Below are 16,718 nucleotides of genomic sequence, written 5' to 3' on the forward strand. Positions count from 1 at the left end.
AAAAATCAAGCTATTATTCGTAAACATCATTTTATTATTTGTTGAAAAACAAGATCTTAACATCTGTTTAGGATGATTTTTTTATTTAAAAAATCAATTTAAATTGTACTTTACGTAAAAAACCGAACACAACTTAAACTCATGAAACTAAAACTATTTTTCTTCTTTTTTGTATGCCATAGCTTTGGTCTTATTGCTTCACAAGTTGAAACCTTAGAAATAGAAAGTGCATCAATGAATAAAACGATAAAGAACATTGTAATTCTCCCCGATTCCTATACTGATCAAAAAACAGGTTTCTCGGTTCTTTATCTCTTACATGGTGCTTATGGTAACCATTTGGATTGGCTGTCAAAAGTTCCTGAAATTAAAAAATACTCAGATGATTACAATATGATTATTGTTTGTCCTGATGGCGGTGCAACCAGTTGGTATTTTGATAGTCCCATTGATTCAAGTATGAAATACGAAACTTATATTTCATCAGAACTTGTGAAAACTATTGATAAAAAGTATAACACGAAGCCTAAAAAAGACCATAGAGCAATTACAGGTTTGAGCATGGGTGGGCATGGAGCCTTATACTTAGCCATAAAGCATCAAGATATATGGGGAGCCGCTGGAAGTATGAGTGGAGGTCTTGATATTAGGCCTTTTTCAAAGAATTGGGATATCCATAAAAGACTGGGTCAATATAAAAGCAATAAAAAAATCTGGAATAAACATACTGTTGCTGGATTGACTCATTTGCTGTCCGATAATAGCATGAAACTTATAATCGATTGTGGATATGGTGATTTTTTCTTTGAGGTTAATAAAAGGCTTCATGAGAACTTATGTAAAAATAATATTGAACACGACTATATTGAAAGACCAGGAAAGCACGATTGGGATTATTGGTCAAATGCCATTCAATATCAGTTGCTGTTTTTTAATGACTTTTTTAAATTAAGAAAGTAGCGGTTACTGATTAAACTAAGCTTTTTTTCACTCAATAAAAGAGTGGTTCGATTAATTCGAACCACTCATCATATAATTTACATGCGCTAAATTATTTTGTTTTACTTCTTAATAATTCTCTTAGACAATTTTTTCTCTCCAAACTTATCAAACAACTCAACTATATAAACATTGTTACTCGAAAGTTTAGATATGTTTATAGAAGTTCCTTCAACTTGAGATTCATATACTTTTTTCCCTGTAAGGTCAAATATTTTCACACTTAGATTAGAATCTGCTCCTTTTATAAACAATGTTTCAGAAACAGGGTTCGGGTAAACTTCTAATGATGACATCAAATTCGGTTTACTTCTTTCTACTGTTCTTAATGCAGAATTTGTAATATTCACCGTATAATCCTCTACTTCGCCATACGCAAAAGAAGCCTCACATGCCGTTGGAGTAGCATTGTATTTCATTACAATTCTCATCCTTGTAGCACCAAGACTTGCTGAAGCAGGCACTGTGAATGATCCATTTATGGCGGCATTTTTTGATCTACTCTTGGTCCAAACTGTTTCTCCAGGATCAGCAAAATCTCCATCCTGATTATAATCAATAAACACTCCATAGCCTTCACTATAAATAGTTCCGACCCAAACTGGAGTAATTGATATGTTTGTTGAAGCACCTCTACCTAAATTTGTAGATATCGAAGTGAAATCTGAGTATCCATTTCCTCCAGTAGATGTATTGTTAATTGTTCCAATAGTAACATTACCAATATACTCATCAGCCACACTATTACCTCTTGAAGAACAATATGTCACAGAGTTTCCAGGAGTAGTTACATTCAATGTATTACTCGATTGAGAAATATTTCCAGCCGCATCCTTTGCCTTTACCGTAAAGGTATAAGAAGTACTCGCTTGCAAACCACTAACTTGGTATGTCGTTGTAGTAACAGTTGTCAGTTTAGTAGCTCCTCTAAAGACATCGTAACCTGTTACTCCAACATTATCCGTTGATGCTGTCCAACTTAAACTTAATGAAGTTTGGGAAATATTACTTGCTGCTAAATTACTTGGTGCAGTTGGAGCTTGCGTATCTGAACCTCCACCACCAGTAGTAATGCTTAAATCATCAACAGCAATATCACTAGACCAGCCATTTCCAGTTTTACCAACAATTCTTAGCTTCATTTTCTTACCAAGATAAGAGGCTAAATTAACTGAAATTGAATTCCATTGATTCCCTTTACTTCCTGACGCAGTCCAAAGGTCTGACCAACTAACTCCATCTAATGAACCTTTTATCGTTAATGATCCAATATTACTTCCATACATATGGTTTTTAAACGCAAAAGATGCTGATGTCTTTCCTGTCAAATCAACGCAAGGACTTTCTAAAATAGCCGTTGCATTATGCCCAATTTGCCCAGCACTATTATTGGTTGACGCTTCTAAGAACATATAATACGTTCCTTGAGCAGCCGAGCTTGGCCCTGTGTTTGATGAAGGTGTTCCTCCACTATCTCTTACCCAGTTTCCATCATCTCCGGTTACTTGTGTCCAGCCATCACCAGATTCAAATCCTTGACTATACGGAAAAGTTGATACCGTCGAAGAACAAGGTAACTGAATATCTGTGGTAGTTGCGGTTACAGTATTACTTGATAAGGATGTGTTTCCTGCTGCATCCTTCGCTTTTACATAAAATGAATACGTAGTTTGTGGAGATAAACCTGTAACGTTGTACGTATTAGAAGTTGCCGTTGCTATTTTAGTTGAACCTCTGTACACGTCATATCCCGTAACTCCAACATTGTCAGTCGAAGCTGTCCAGTTTAATGTTAAAAACGTACCGTTTATAGCACTTGCAGCTAAATTTGTAGGTTTAGTCGGTGCTTGATTATCTACAATATTATTATTTAAGATCGTAATCACGCTTCCGTTAGATGGATTCCAAACATTTAATCCAGAAGGAATTGTAAAAGGGTTTGAATTTGAGACTGAACCAACACTGTTCGCATTATCTACTTTAACAGTTCTAACTTCAATTTTATTGGTATCAACAAAAATCCACTTGAATTGGTTAAAGGTCCCACTGTTTCGAGTCCATCCTTTCGCGTCGTTAGAAGAACGAAGTGGTGCTCCCCAACATCCTTCACCTACATAAACAGTTCCATTTGTATTATCTCGAATAAAGCCTTCGTCACAACCTGCTCCACCTGAACAAGGCTTCATTGGCCAAGTAGATTTTACAGTATGAGAATCGGATTCAAAAACTAAATTTACTCCGTTATTGTAAAACAACTGAGCCCAATTTGAATACTCATCGTTTCCTTCAGATTTTGAAGAAACATGAGGTCGCATCGGTTTATGATATTGTGCCGATTTCCAAATAGAATTATTAGTACTTAATTTTCCACTTAACCAAGACCTTTGACTTCCTCCAGCAGAAATTTCAGAGTTCAATGTAAAAATTGTATACAGGTTTGATCCAAAAGTGATATCGTAATAAATACTTGTAGAGGGAACATTAAACAAATGATAAACACTGTTATTTGATCCTTCATGATTTCCTCTTGCTGGAATAATAGGAAACATTCTTCCATCAGTTGCTATCGTATTTTGCCAATCGTTAAACCAGTTTTGCCATTCTGAACTAGAATCGCCATTGGTCATATCTCCACCAAAAAAAACGGCGGTTGGCTTTAATTTAGAAACTAAAGTATTTGCATTTCTTCGAGGAGTTCTGTTGTTTCTTGAATCTCCTCCTGCAATAAACGACATCTTTTGATTATTACTAGGAGCTGTTTTGAACCAGAAACGACTGCTAGTTCCTTGACTATCTCGTATTACGAAATAGTAATTGGTGTTTGGAGTTAAACCAGTCAATTTTGCAAAGGTGTTTTTCATTCCTTTGTAAGACACGGAACGATCCACTGTCTTTGAATTTGGATAACTTGACCAGGTTGTTCCAAAATCTGTTGTACCGTAATAAACGGTAGGACTTGTACCCGAAATTTGATTCCAGCCAATCATAATTGTGGTGGATGGATTGTCCGTAATAATTAATCGGTACTTGTCGTTGGACGAATAGGTTGCAAAGGTTACCAGTAGTAGTAACCACAACATAGTTGTTTTCATAATGAAGGGTATTTTGGTTAGTATTATTTTAACGCATGTAAATATATTTTTACATGTCAAGAGTATATAACTAAAAAAAACTATTAATAGTATAATAATCTAAAAAAGAAGTTGTTAACTATAAGTAAATAATTTTCTAACCAATATTTAACCATAGGCAAATTGACTCGATTTTATATTTGCCCAAATCTTTAAGTATGAAAAACTCAACCCTTCTACGTATTTTAAAGATTAGTTCATTTCTTATATTTTTAGGAAGAGCTTATCAACACTTATTCTGGGATGCTCCGTTTAGAAGTTTTTTCTGGGATCAAAGTTTACTAGAACCTATAGTAACTTCAGTATTTGGAGTTTCTTGGCAATCGTATGTAACTAATTTAAACACGGACCACGCGATTCAGTTTTTAACGCGATTCACTGGTTTCTTGTACTCTATATGCGCGGTAATCTGCTTAATTATCCATGAACGATCTAAACGTTGGATGTATTCCATTTTAAAACTAGGCTCCGTAAGTTTAATTCTTTTAGCTCTTTTGTTAACTAAAGAGAAGTTTTACCACTTGATAATGTTCTTTGAGCACACCATTCAATTTGGAGTTCCAGTAGCCTTAATCTATTTTTTAAAGAACCAGAATCAAGAAACTTTAATTTTCTATTTAAAAATTTTTATAGCGCTTGCTTTTACTTGCCATGGAATGTATGCTATAGGCTATTTTTATCCACTTCCTGGCAATTTTGTTACTATGACCTTAAACATATTGCCAATACAAGAAGAAATGGCTAAAAACATGCTCTTTTTAGCTGGTATTTTGGATTTTGTAATAGCTATAGCCATTTTTATTCCAAGAATTGCTAAAATCGCTTTATTATATGCCGCTTTTTGGGGCTTTGCAACGGCATTCGCTCGAATTCTAAGTGGTTTTCATTATGATGTTTCATTTAGTATAACACACCAGTATTTATATCTGGTGATTTATAGATTACCTCACGGCATAATTCCTTTACTTTTATTTTTCTTGGTAAAGCAACCTATTAAAAGCACTAGGATTACTAACCTAGTTTCTGTTTAATTTTATCAATATCTGATAAAAAAAAGCGAACCCAAGGGTTCGCTTTTATGTTATATGACTCTATTGCACATTAAATACAATAGGCAATGTATATCCCGTTCTAACAACTTTTCCTTTTTGCCTGCCTGGTTCCATTTTAGGTAGTAGTTTAGCTATTCGAATAGTCTCTTTCACTATAACTGGATGAGAAGCCCTCGCTGTAATATTTTCAGCCAATCCACTTACGCCAATTTTAAACATTAAATAAATTATTACTCTTCCTGGGCGCATTTCAATGCATCTATTTTCGTATTCATTAGTCTCTTCATTGAGTACTTGCTCCTTTTCAATACAATCAAAAATATCTCTATTGAAAGCTTCCATTACATGTTCATTCATTTTTCTATTCAAACAAGCCTTCCTTCCTTTTTTTCCCAATGCATATTCACAACCTGGAAAAACAGGGACTTCGTTTATAACTGAAATTGGAACACTTTCAACTACTTTATCACTATTGCTTTTACTTTCTGTTTGACTGTATAATGACGCCGAAGCTAAAAGAATGATGAATACTATAGATTTCATAATAATCGCTTTTAAATCGAACCAAATATGAGTTAAATAATAGCAATTAATTGTTCTATCTATTATCTGTAGAAGTAAGATTATTATTTGCCCTAATTCATAAGAATAAGTTAAAGTCATTTATCAAAAAACCTTCTCTAACCTTAAAATAAAAAAGAGGTTGACCGAAAATAATCTTAGTCAACCTCTTTTATCTTTTCACGCTTTATTCTACATTAAATGTAATGGGTATGGTATAGCCCACTCTGACTATTTTTTTGCCGCTCTTCCCTGGTGTCATTTTAGGGAGCAATTTTGCCAGTCTTATAGCCTCCTCTTTCATAACAGGGTGAGGAGCTCTGGCTGTAATATCCTCAATAAGCCCAGTTTTACCAATTTTAAACGAAAGATAAATTCTTTTCTTACCTGGAATTAAACTAACACATTGGTCTTCGTATTCATTCGTTTTTTTGTTTAAAACCTTATTTTTCTTTACACATAAAGCGAGTTCAGCGTTAAAATTATTGATTACGTGTTGTCTCATCATAGTATTAAAACACTTTTTCTTTCCAGCACTTGTTACTTCATTTTCACAACCTGGAAAAATAGGTACTTCAGTTATTATTGAAAAAGGAACATCATCCAACTCCTTTATATTTTTAATTGGCGTCAACAATAATTGAGTCGTCTCTTTTTCATTATTCTTGGAAATATCCTGATTTTCTTGTTCAGGAGAATAGGTTCCGAACACTTTATTTTCGTTATAGATTAAAGTTAGTAATCTAAATACTTCTTTTAAATTTTGATTATTAGAATGAGTATTCATTTTTACTTCTAAAGAATCGACTATTTCTTTAGCTTCGGTTCTACTCATTGTAGATAGTAAATACCTTAGACATGCATCATTTGAATATGAAGAATAGGTATTATGAATTTTCCTAACCAAAGCTCTATTACTATCAAAGTAATAGTATAAATCATTGTTCTTTGTATCTGAATGTTCTGGATTGCATTCATCTTGACTTAAAACTAAAATATCAATTATATTATTGATTACTATTTTCGCAGTCCTATTGTTTAGTTGGAAAAAACGCTTATTATCAACTAAAGTATATAAGAATAACTTTTTCTGATAAAAATTGTTTGGATGAAAACTACTCAACTTTTCTAGTACCTCATCGTATTCTTTTGAATTAGTTACATCTATGACTGTAGTTTCTTTATGAAGCGGATTATTCTCTAAAAACGTTAAATACGTTTTCCATGTTCTAAAGTCACTATAACGTGCTTTTATTGCTATTTTACCATCTTCAATTTTCTTATCATAATGATATTTTAATAGCTGAATATGTTTTATAACTCCTAAAAAACTAAATATTTCATCATCTTTAAGTTTATTTAGTGTATCCTTATTTACATTTAATCCTGCATCAATTAATATCTCTTTCTCATTTAGAATATTGGTTATTATATTACTTCTATTAAATCCCTTCTTTAAATAGTTTATAAAGGAATCACTAAACTTATAATCTGTTTTTATGCCCAAAAGAAGTTGTGTATCTCTTGGTAGTTTCGATTGATGAAGAAAAACGTACGATTTTACATCTAACTTTTCCCGAAAGCTGTTACTTCTTTCAATGATTTTAATCAACTTTTCCTCATTTGGTGTATTTACAAACTCATTATCAATAGAATCATAAATATACTCTTCTGCCAATAACACATCTTTCATATTATTACAAGACTCTCCGTTACAAAGCCTTAAATATTTCAAACAAAGATTATGATCAATATAACTGCTAAATCTTTTATATGTTTTCAGTAAATACGCGTATTTCTCATTGTTATTACGCCAATTTTTAAAATCTACTAAAGCAAGACTAAAATAAAGTGTATCCATTTCTGTCAACTTTTCATTAGCCAATACATTTTCAATCTCCGAGATAATTTTACCTTTTATTACATATTTATAAGAATACCTTTTAATTAAAGATTGCACCTTTAATTTTGCTTTTAAAACATTACTATCCAATAATTCAAGATAATGATAGTAATCATCAATATTCTCAGTTAAAAGACCTATATACGATTTTGCATAATTGTTATATGTTTTATTTAATACTTCTTTATCAATATAGTTTAAACCTACATGTTTACCTTTAAGGTTATGCAGTAATAAGCCCTTAGCAATATGAAACTCTATAGAGTTTTTATCAAGGTTATTGGTCAATATATTAGCTTCTTTAATGTTTCCTCCAAAAGAACAAGCTGTTATGACTCGATTAAACTTTAAAAATGAATGGTTAGTATTAATTGCGTAATCATCAATAATAGACATTTGTGCATTAACAGTAGATAAGCACATACACAACATAGCGAACAAAATGTTTTTCATAGATACAATTTTTAAATTTTGACCAAAAATAAAAAATCCAAAACAAAATGTTTTGGATTTTTGATATTATAAAGAATATTCTTTTTAGTTATTCAATGCTTCTGCACCACCAACGATTTCAAGAATCTCGTTTGTAATAGCAGCTTGACGAGCTTTGTTATAAGTTAATAATAACTCATCGCGTAATTCCGTAGCATTATCTGTTGCTTTGTGCATTGCAGTCATACGAGCTCCGTGTTCGGCAGCAAATGAATCACGAATAGCTTTGTATAATTGCGTTTTTAATGATTTAGGAATTAACTCTAAAACAATCTCTTCTTTTGAAGGTTCGAAAATGTAATCTAAGTTTACGCTTTCATCACTTTCAATAGGCTTAATTGGTAAAAATTGCTCTACTTGTACAATTTGAGTAGCAGCATTTTTAAACCTGTTGTAGATGATCTCAATTTTATCATAAGAACCATCAACATATAAGTTCATTAATTGCTCAGCTACTAACGCTACATTATCAAAAGTCAAATCATCGAAAATATCATTTCTATTTTCAATTACATTGTGTTCTTTAGATAAGATATCGTTTCCTTTTTTACCAATAGTAAGTAAATCTACAGCAACTCCGTTATACTTTCCGTTGATTGTTCTAACTGTTTCTTTAATAATTGAAGAGTTAAAACCACCACACAATCCTCTATTCGAAGTTACAGCAACTAATAATACTTTCTTTACTTCTCTTTCTGTAGAATAAGCTCCACCTGCATCACTATCTAGAGTAGCACTTAAGCTCTGCAATAACTCTGTAAGCTTAGATGAATAAGGACGCATTGCCGTAATAGCATCTTGAGCTTTTTTCAACTTTGCAGCGGATACCATTTTCATGGCAGAAGTAATCTGCATTGTTGATTTAATAGAACTAATTCTGTTACGTATTTCTTTTAAGTTTGCCATACTAGTAGTTATTTAGTATTGAGCATTGAGCATTGAGAAATTTCATCTCAATACTCAACACTAAAATCTTTAATTAAGCTGAAAATTTAGCTGAAATCTCTTTAGCTGCTGCAGTTAAAGTATCAATTACTTCATCTGTTAATTTACCAGCCTTTAATGTATCTAATGTACCTCTGTGCTTCGCATTTAAGTACTCGATATAATCGCTTTCGAATTCTTTTACTTTGTTTACTGGAACATCTTTTAATAAGTTCTTAGATCCAGCATAGATAATTGCAACCTGATCTTCAACAGTAAAAGGATCACCTTGATTTTGCTTTAAGATCTCAACGTTACGCTTACCTTTTTCAATTACATTTAAAGTAGCAGCATCTAAATCAGAACCAAACTTAGCGAATGCTTCTAATTCACGATATTGAGCTTGATCTAACTTTAATGTACCAGATACTTTCTTCATTGATTTAATCTGAGCAGAACCTCCTACACGTGATACAGAAATACCTACGTTAATTGCAGGACGAACCCCTGAGTTAAATAAATCAGACTCTAAGAAGATCTGTCCATCAGTAATCGAAATTACGTTTGTTGGAATATATGCAGAAACGTCTCCAGCTTGTGTTTCAATAATTGGTAATGCAGTTAAAGATCCTCCACCTTTTACTTTACCTTTTAATGAAGCTGGTAAATCGTTCATTTCAGCAGCAATAGCATCATCATTGATCACTTTTGCAGCACGCTCTAATAATCTTGAGTGTAAGTAGAAAACGTCTCCAGGATACGCCTCACGTCCCGGTGGACGACGTAATAATAAAGATACCTCACGGTAAGCTACAGCTTGCTTAGATAAATCATCATAAACAATTAAAGCTGGTCTACCAGTATCACGGAAATATTCTCCGATTGCCGCTCCTGCGAATGGAGCATATACCTGCATTGGAGCAGGATCAGATGCATTTGCAGCTACGATTGTAGTATATGCTAAAGCACCTTTTTCTTCTAACATGTTTGCGATAGCCGCTACCGTAGAAGCTTTTTGACCTACAGCAACATAAATACAGTAAACTGGCTCTCCTGCATCATAAAACTCTCTTTGATTTAAGATAGTATCGATAGCAACTGTTGACTTACCAGTTTGACGGTCACCAATGATTAACTCACGTTGTCCACGTCCAATAGGAATCATAGCGTCTACAGACTTAATACCAGTTTGCATTGGCTCAGTTACAGGCTCTCTATAGATTACCCCTGGAGCTCTACGCTCTAAAGGCATTTCAAAAGTTTCTCCTTCTATTGGTCCTTTACCATCGATTGGATTACCTAAAGTATCAACTACACGTCCAACTATTCCTTCTCCTACTTTTAAAGAAGCAATTCTTTCAGTACGCTTTACTGTTGATCCTTCACTAACTCCTGTTGAAGGTCCTAATAATACAACACCAACATTATCTTCCTCTAAGTTTAATACGATTCCTTCTAAACCGTTATCAAACTCAACTAATTCACCGTATTGTACATTTGATAAACCGTATACACGAGCAATACCATCACCCACTTGTAATACAGTTCCAACTTCATTTAACGTAGCTTTCGCTTCGAAATTTGTTAATTGTTCCTTTAAAATTGCTGATACTTCAGCTGGTTTAATTGCTGCCATCTTATATCTTTTGATGTAAAATTAAATTTTTGGAATATAATGACTGTTGTCAAATTCTCTTCTTAATTCGTTGAATTGGTTTGAAATACTTGCATCATACTGCACATCACCAACTCTTAAAATAAATCCACCTAATATTTCTGGATTTACTATATTTTCAATACTAGCTTGGTTTCCTGTTAACTCAACTATCTTCGCTAATATTCTTTTTTCTAAATCGTCTGTTAAAGGCACTGCTGTAGTAACCCTTGCCACTTGCATGCTTCTATGATAATCATAAATAACTGCATATTGTTTCGCTATTGGCTCAAGCATTACCATACGCTTGTTTTCTTCCAACACATTAAACAATCCTTTTAAAACGTTATTTACTTTATCTCCAAAAAGTGCTGTTAAAACCTTACGTTTATCAGCGGCCTTTATTACTGGACTCTTAAGCATTGCATCTAAATCGCTACTTTCCGCAATTGTGTCAACAATTAACTTCATGTTATCGTTAACCTCACTTTCGCTCCCTGTATCTGTTGCAAGGGTTAAAAGTGCCTTTGCGTAACGTAATGCTGGTCTTGCTCCTTTCATTGAATGATTAGTTTAAAGTAACTTCTTCTAACATTCCTTCAACAAGCTTTAATTGCTCGTCTTGTGAAGCTAATTCTTTCTTTACAACAGTTTCTGCGATACCAATTGATAACTCAGCAACTTGTTGCTTCACGTGAGCTAAAGCAGCCTGCTTTTCTTGCTCAATTGCAGCTTTTGCATTTTCAATTAATTGAGAAGCCTGTCCTGACGCTTCTTCTTTAGCATCAGCTACGATTTTATCTTTAATCTCACGAGCTTCTTTTAACATAGCATCTCTTTCAGCTCTTGCTTCTTTTAACAATCTATCGTTATCAGCTTGTAAGTTCTGCATTTCTTTTTTTGCTGCTTCCGCTGCATCTAATGCATTCTGAATACCTTCTTCACGTTCTGTTAAAGCATTCATTATTGGTTTCCAAGCAAATTTGATCATTAAAAATAATATGATCACTAAAATTATTGCCTGCATGAAAAACAACCCTGGTGAAAAATCTTCTAATAAGCTCATTTTATAATTGATATATGTGTATTAATTTTCTATTGTTTAATTTTTAAACATTCCCTGTAACCAACCGTTACAGGAGAATGTTTGTTTTTTTTCGGACTATCTTCCTAAGATTAAAGCACCAAATGCTAAACCTTCTAATAATGCTCCGATGATGATCATCGCTGTTTGGATTTTACCAGCAGCCTCAGGTTGACGAGCAATTCCTTCCATTGCTTTTCCACCGATTTGACCTAATCCGATTCCTCCACCGATTACGATTAATCCTGCTCCAATTAAATTGTACATACTAATTGATTTATATATAATTAAACAAATTCTTATTTCTATTCTTAATGATGGTCATGTTCTTCAACAGCCATTCCTATAAACAATGATGATAACATTGTAAAAATAAATGCCTGTAAGAATGCTACCAATATTTCAATAACTGAGATAAATAAAGACAATGCTAACGATATCCCTGTTGAACCAACCGCTCCAAACTGATTCTTTAAAGTAATCATTAAAGCGATTAAGCTCATTACTACAAAGTGTCCAGCAGTCATGTTCGCAAACAAACGAATTAATAAAGAGAATGGTTTTGTAAACATCCCTAATACTTCGATTGGTGCTAAGATTATTTTCATTGGAACCGGTACTCCTGGCATCCAAAAAATATGCTTCCAATAATCTTTATTACCACTAAATTGAACTATAATAAAAGTAAACAATGCCAAACATACGGTTACTGCAATTTGACCCGTTACATTAAATCCTAATGGAGTTAATCCTAATAAATTTAAAATCCAAATAAAGAAGAAAACAGTTAACAAGAACCCCATAAATTTACGGTAATGCTTTTCTCCAATATTTGGTCTTGCAATTTCATCTCTTACATATAAAACTAAAGGTTCTAAAACACGACCAACACCAGTTGGAATTGCTCCTTTTTTATAACCTCTTGCTAAAGATCTAAAACCTAAAAACATTAAAAGTCCTGCCAGTAACATTCCGAAAACACTCTTCGTAATAGAAAAATCTAAAACTTTGTGAGCATTTGTCGCATGATGAGACTCATCAAAAGAAACCGTTGTAGCACCTTCGTTCAACTCATAAATCTTACTATGAATTTTCACCAACTTCACATCACCCTTATCGACAATTACATGACCGTCATCATTATGATGAAATGCAGAAGACATGAAAGTTTTCAACCCTTTACTCGTCCAAACGATTACCGGTAAAGGAAAACCAACATGTTTACGCTCACCTGCATCATTTGTATACGAATACAACGCAAAATCGTGTGAATCTGCTAAGTGATGTTTAATATATCCTCTGATACCTTCAGGAGTATTGATTTGACCTCCTTTACTTGAAGTTTCACCGCCACCAGCGAATGCTGTGAACGAACTAAATACTAGTGCTATTACTGTTAAATAGTAGATAGGTTTTTTTGCTATCATCATACCTTTCTAAATATAGATTTACTTGGTCTCTAAATTTCCGTGCAAAGGTAAACAATAAATTAGAACTACAAACCCTTTTTTTATTTAGTTTTTCTAAGGTGTTTAATTGCCTCTCTCTCTGAAAACTATTTGTTATTCAACAGCTTCGAAATAAAGACAGCTTCTAATGCTAAATACAGAAAAAAAGGAAGGATCAAAGAAATTTTCTCTGCCTTGGTAGAAGGATCTTCTCCAAAAATCGCGCTCTTAAAAAGAATGAGAAAAAAACCAATTTTAATAAACATGGTTGCTAAATAAGCATAACCAGCCTGATTGGGAATTTTTTCAGCTATCAATTCTACTATTCCATAAATTATAACAGCCGAAACTGCATAGAAGACATAAACTGATAATAGTGAAAAGTTAAGAGTGAGCTCCTTTTCTTGGAGGATATAATAATGAGGTAGGTAACTTGCTATAAATGCGATAAACACTACAACAAGAAAAATTAGAATACGTTTAGTCATCGTTGTCTTTTGATAGTTTACTTACTTGACGAATTACTGAAAACATAGCGCCAAATACCGCTGCAAGTGTACAAATTTTCGTGTAAAGTTCACTATCGTTTGGAAATTTATTATCTAACCATTTACCTAGTAAACTCCCTAAGTAAATGGTTAGACCCATTTGCATGGCTATTCCAGAAAAACGAACGAATTTATTAAGCTGTCTTTTCGGCCTTTTTTTGTTCATTCTTCTTCAATTCTTTGATTGCTCCTTTCATAGAACATGTAGCATTAAAAGTAGCACCTGGTTCTACAGATAACTTTCCTATTACTACATCTCCAGTAATATTTGCAGTTGCTTTTACCGTTAACACACTCGAAACAGATAGATCTCCAGCAAACTTACCTTCAATATCTGCATTGGTACATTCGGCTTTTCCTTTTATAAAACCTGCTTCTCCAATAATAATTCTACCATTGGTTTGAATGTTACCTTCAAGAGTTCCATCAATTCTAAAATCACCTTCAGAAACAATATCACCAACAATTTTGGTGTTTCCTCCAATTACATTTCTCTCTGAAACTACTCTATCACTCGATTTTTTATTGTCTTTACTAAACATTTATGGGGACTTTATGGGGTTAATTTTTGATTTACTTAATTGTTCTAAAATCTCTTCTGCTTTTTTACCTGCATCTGTATTAGAATAACTCAAAGAAACAAATTCAAGTGCTTTCTTATAACTCTCTTGATCTTTGCACTTTCCTATACATAAGGCTTTTAGCAAAGCTAATTTAGGAATTAAATTTGAATCTTTCACTCTTGGCTCAAACTTATCGATTTCAACCAAGGCTTCTTCAAACTTATTTAGCTTATAAATTATATATATTTCTTTGTATCTATTTAGAACCTCATCCGTTTTCTTCTCTTCTACCAGCTTTACATTAGGTTCTCTAATAATTTGCGCAAATTTACTATCTGGATACTGACTAAGCACTATATCTTTATGTTTTTTTGCCTTTTCTTCATCATTAGCATTCAAATAAACTTGATATAAATGATAGTTTATTGCTAAATCGGATTGTTTATGCCCCTCAATACTTAAAAGTCTTTCAAAATTTGAAGTTGCCAATTCAGTATTTTTAAACTGTTCTTTATAAATAAGTCCTAATTGATATAACGCATCGTTCCTATCTTCTTTTAACTTGGTAATATCTTCCTCCTTAGTTGGTATTGCATCCAAGTAAGTAGCCAGTTCATACTTTGGATTTACCTTTTCTTCTTCAGACTCACTATCCGTAGTATCATCCTCAGCAATTAAACTTCCGTCTTTATCAGAAAGTCTCCAGTTATCTTCAAGCGGACGATTTCCCCAAACCCGTTGGAATTCAACCTTACCAAATTGTATCGTTTGATCATTATAAAAATACCATTTTCCACCTTTGGCATTACTTCCAATTAACGAGGTACTTCCGAAAGAACTTCCAAAGTTCTGAGCGTTTAACAATTGTTGTCTTCTTTCTTCATCCTCCTTCTTTACTTTATCAATATACTCTTGAAAGAATTCTTTTCGCTCATCGTCACTCATAGCTACAACCTTCAAGATACTATCATTTGTTTTAACAGTTTCTTCGTACTTTCTTAAGGTGGTTAACCCTTTATTCTTTCTACGAATTCTACGAATTCTCTTTTCTGTATCAAACTCTTTAGACACTTTCCCTAAAACGCTATCGTAATAAGTTCCTGCCAAAACATATTCTTGTTTATCAAAAGCAATGTTCCCTAATTGCTCGTAGGCATAGGTTCTTTGATAATCACTGTTCTTTTTGGCTCTTAGTGATTTATTGAAATACTCAATTGCATTATCTATTTTATTTCTTCCAACTTCAAGCACCCCTGCTTGATAATAGAGTGAATTCAAAAACTCACGATTATCTGTATTTCTTATTAGCTTTTTTAACCTACTCAATACTAATACTGAAGCGGAATCGTTCTCAGTGTTTTTAGCTAATTCAATATTCGCTCTAATTCTATATTTTCTTGGTGCTCTTCTGGTATCAGCAAGTTTTTGGAATACCATTCTTGCAGAATCTCGTCTATCTAATTCGCTATAGATTTGCCCAAGGATAAACATATTTCGCGCTGATTGTTCTTTATTCTTAAAAGTTCTTGATGCCAACGCTAAATGCTCAATTACTTTTTGAATGGTATCCGTTTTCTCGTAAGCCATTGCCATAGCAGTATGAGCACGTTCTCTTTGAGTATCGGTTAAACTCTTTTCGTTTTTATCTAACTCAATTAACAGGTTTAGTGTTTCTATTGCGAGTTTTTCATTGTCTAATCTGATATTTGCTTTTGCTCTCCAAATTTTAGTATCGTAAATTAAACTCGCTTTTGGGTAGTTAGAAATCACATAGTTCAAAGCTTCAACAGCTGGAATAAATCGTTGCGTATAATAACGGGCCTTTCCTAGAAGTAAATAAGCCTCATCAATTTTACCGTTTCTTTCAATTCCATCAATATTCATGGAATGCTTCTGAACCGCTTTTACCGCCTTTTCTTCGGCCTTATCAAAATGAGATAATGGTTTACTTTCTTCCTCCTCTTCTGAATCGTCAAAACCTGTTCCTGGCTTAAAAGAAGGTGCTTCTATTGTATTTTCATTGAAGGTAATTGGCTCGATAGGTAATCGCTTCCAGAAATTATCTTCATGTTTCTCTTCAATTTCTTTTAGTCCCTTTAAAAATGCTTGTTCACCATTAAACAACACATTGTATTTTGTTGTTAATGCATGAAAATTACGGTTTACAAAAGTATTCTTTCTGGTACCACAGGAATACACTATGGCAAAAACAATACTGAAAACTAATATTTTGGATAGTTTTTTCATAAAAAAAATACGCATTTACTTTACAACAACTATACTGGTAAGTTATTGTGTGTAAATGCGTAAAAATAACAATTATATGGTAATTTTATCGTTACTCACTAAGATTTAAGCT

General features: G+C 33.1%; 15 protein-coding genes. 2 read left to right on the forward strand and 13 right to left on the reverse strand.

The features are described from left to right. Positions 1-141: 141 nt before the first annotated feature. Positions 142-960: an alpha/beta hydrolase gene (locus ACKTTV_RS04580; protein ID WP_408029633.1), complete on the forward strand. Its 819-nt coding sequence runs from the start codon at positions 142-144 to the stop codon at positions 958-960. A gap of 101 nt (positions 961-1,061) precedes the next feature. Here the strand turns inward: ACKTTV_RS04580 and ACKTTV_RS04585 are convergent, their stop codons facing one another. Further along, positions 1,062-4,091, reverse strand: coding sequence for a fibronectin type III domain-containing protein (locus ACKTTV_RS04585; protein WP_408029634.1), 3,030 nt, complete (start codon positions 4,089-4,091; stop codon positions 1,062-1,064). Between the two features lie 197 nt (positions 4,092-4,288). On the opposite strand from ACKTTV_RS04585, the gene ACKTTV_RS04590 reads away from it, so the two are divergent. Further along, the gene (locus tag ACKTTV_RS04590) at positions 4,289-5,161 is read left to right on the forward strand and encodes a hypothetical protein (RefSeq protein WP_408029635.1); all 873 of its coding nucleotides are present in this window, start codon (positions 4,289-4,291) and stop codon (positions 5,159-5,161) included. Between the two features lie 60 nt (positions 5,162-5,221). Here the strand turns inward: ACKTTV_RS04590 and ACKTTV_RS04595 are convergent, their stop codons facing one another. The 12 genes from ACKTTV_RS04595 to porW all read right to left on the reverse strand — a co-directional run bounded on the left by ACKTTV_RS04595 (position 5,222) and on the right by porW (position 16,606). Next, positions 5,222-5,725 (reverse strand): energy transducer TonB, encoded by a 504-nt coding sequence (locus ACKTTV_RS04595; RefSeq protein ID WP_408029636.1) that lies wholly within the window; start codon positions 5,723-5,725, stop codon positions 5,222-5,224. Positions 5,726-5,930: 205 nt separating this feature from the next. Continuing rightward, on the reverse strand, positions 5,931-8,099 hold the full coding sequence (locus tag ACKTTV_RS04600; protein WP_408029637.1) for an energy transducer TonB: 2,169 nt from the start codon (positions 8,097-8,099) through the stop codon (positions 5,931-5,933). Between the two features lie 84 nt (positions 8,100-8,183). Further along, positions 8,184-9,044, reverse strand: a complete 861-nt coding sequence (gene atpG / locus ACKTTV_RS04605; RefSeq protein WP_408029638.1) for an ATP synthase F1 subunit gamma — start codon at positions 9,042-9,044, stop codon at positions 8,184-8,186. Positions 9,045-9,117: 73 nt separating this feature from the next. After that, positions 9,118-10,698, reverse strand: a complete 1,581-nt coding sequence (atpA, locus tag ACKTTV_RS04610) for a F0F1 ATP synthase subunit alpha (RefSeq protein WP_408029639.1) — start codon at positions 10,696-10,698, stop codon at positions 9,118-9,120. A gap of 21 nt (positions 10,699-10,719) precedes the next feature. Continuing rightward, complete coding sequence (gene atpH / locus ACKTTV_RS04615) at positions 10,720-11,277, reverse strand: ATP synthase F1 subunit delta (protein WP_408029640.1); 558 nt, start codon at positions 11,275-11,277, stop codon at positions 10,720-10,722. A 7-nt stretch (positions 11,278-11,284) separates the two neighbouring features. After that, the gene (locus ACKTTV_RS04620) at positions 11,285-11,782 is read right to left on the reverse strand and encodes a F0F1 ATP synthase subunit B (protein ID WP_408029641.1); all 498 of its coding nucleotides are present in this window, start codon (positions 11,780-11,782) and stop codon (positions 11,285-11,287) included. A gap of 96 nt (positions 11,783-11,878) precedes the next feature. Next, a complete protein-coding gene (gene atpE, locus ACKTTV_RS04625; protein ID WP_136950250.1) occupies positions 11,879-12,067 on the reverse strand; it encodes an ATP synthase F0 subunit C in 189 nt (62 codons plus the stop codon). 44 nt (positions 12,068-12,111) lie between these two features. Next, positions 12,112-13,230, reverse strand: a complete 1,119-nt coding sequence (atpB, locus tag ACKTTV_RS04630) for a F0F1 ATP synthase subunit A (RefSeq protein ID WP_408029642.1) — start codon at positions 13,228-13,230, stop codon at positions 12,112-12,114. Positions 13,231-13,355: 125 nt separating this feature from the next. Beyond that, positions 13,356-13,736: a DUF6168 family protein gene (locus ACKTTV_RS04635; RefSeq protein ID WP_408029643.1), complete on the reverse strand. Its 381-nt coding sequence runs from the start codon at positions 13,734-13,736 to the stop codon at positions 13,356-13,358. After that, positions 13,729-13,962 carry an AtpZ/AtpI family protein gene (locus ACKTTV_RS04640; RefSeq protein WP_408029644.1) on the reverse strand — a complete coding sequence of 78 codons (234 nt, stop codon included), beginning with the start codon at positions 13,960-13,962 and terminating at the stop codon, positions 13,729-13,731. Before ACKTTV_RS04640 ends, ACKTTV_RS04635 begins: the two co-directional genes overlap by 8 nt. Further along, positions 13,931-14,338, reverse strand: a complete 408-nt coding sequence (locus tag ACKTTV_RS04645; protein ID WP_408029645.1) for a bactofilin family protein — start codon at positions 14,336-14,338, stop codon at positions 13,931-13,933. The genes ACKTTV_RS04640 and ACKTTV_RS04645 overlap by 32 nt, the downstream gene beginning before the upstream one ends. Next, complete coding sequence (porW, locus tag ACKTTV_RS04650) at positions 14,339-16,606, reverse strand: type IX secretion system periplasmic lipoprotein PorW/SprE (RefSeq protein ID WP_408029646.1); 2,268 nt, start codon at positions 16,604-16,606, stop codon at positions 14,339-14,341. Positions 16,607-16,718: the final 112 nt, after the last annotated feature.

It is taken from the genome of Tenacibaculum xiamenense (assembly GCF_964513065.1).
Lineage (GTDB): Bacteria > Bacteroidota > Bacteroidia > Flavobacteriales > Flavobacteriaceae > Polaribacter > Polaribacter xiamenense.